1 pseudogene is annotated in these 561 nt (G+C 58.6%); it reads right to left on the bottom strand.

From position 1 onward, the window contains the following. Positions 1–35: 35 nt before the first annotated feature. Positions 36–561: pseudogene (locus tag QMN93_RS26090) on the bottom strand (IS3-like element ISEc14 family transposase); the annotation flags it as partial.

Genomic DNA, 561 nt, shown 5'->3' with positions numbered 1-561 from the left:
TGGACTGACCCCACGCCCGTAGACAAATTCTGTCCTCACGATGAGGCCTGTTCGAAGGCCTCCGGACTGAGGCCGCCGAGGTGACTGTGGCGCCGGGCCCGGTTGTAGAACACTTCAATGTAATCGAAGATATCGGCCCGGGCCAGATCCCGGGTTTTATAGATGCGTTTTCTGATCCGCTCTTTTTTCAGCGAACTGAAGAACGATTCGGCCACCGCATTATCCCAGCAGTTGCCACGCCTGCTCATGCTCGGGGCCAGGTTATTAGCCCGGCAGAAGCGCTGCCAGTCGTCACTGCCGTACTGGCTGCCCTGGTCTGAGTGCACGATGACCTCGCCGTCCGGTTTTCGCCGCCAGACGGCCATCATCAGCGCGTCGAGTGCCAGTTCGCGTGAGAGAGTGGGCTTCATCGACCAGCCGACCACATTACGGGCGAAGAGATCGATAACCACCGCCAGATACAGCCAGCCCTGCCAGGTGCGGATATAAGTAATATCTGTGACCCAGACCTGATTGGCCCGGACAACAGTAAACTGCCGTTGCACGCGATTAGGGGCAACC

This window comes from Enterobacter sp. R-1.6.2 (assembly GCF_035064085.1).
Lineage (GTDB): Bacteria > Pseudomonadota > Gammaproteobacteria > Enterobacterales > Enterobacteriaceae > Enterobacter > Enterobacter asburiae_B.
Note: the sequence above shows the minus strand (reverse complement) of the source record. Positions and strands in the feature narration are given on the sequence as shown.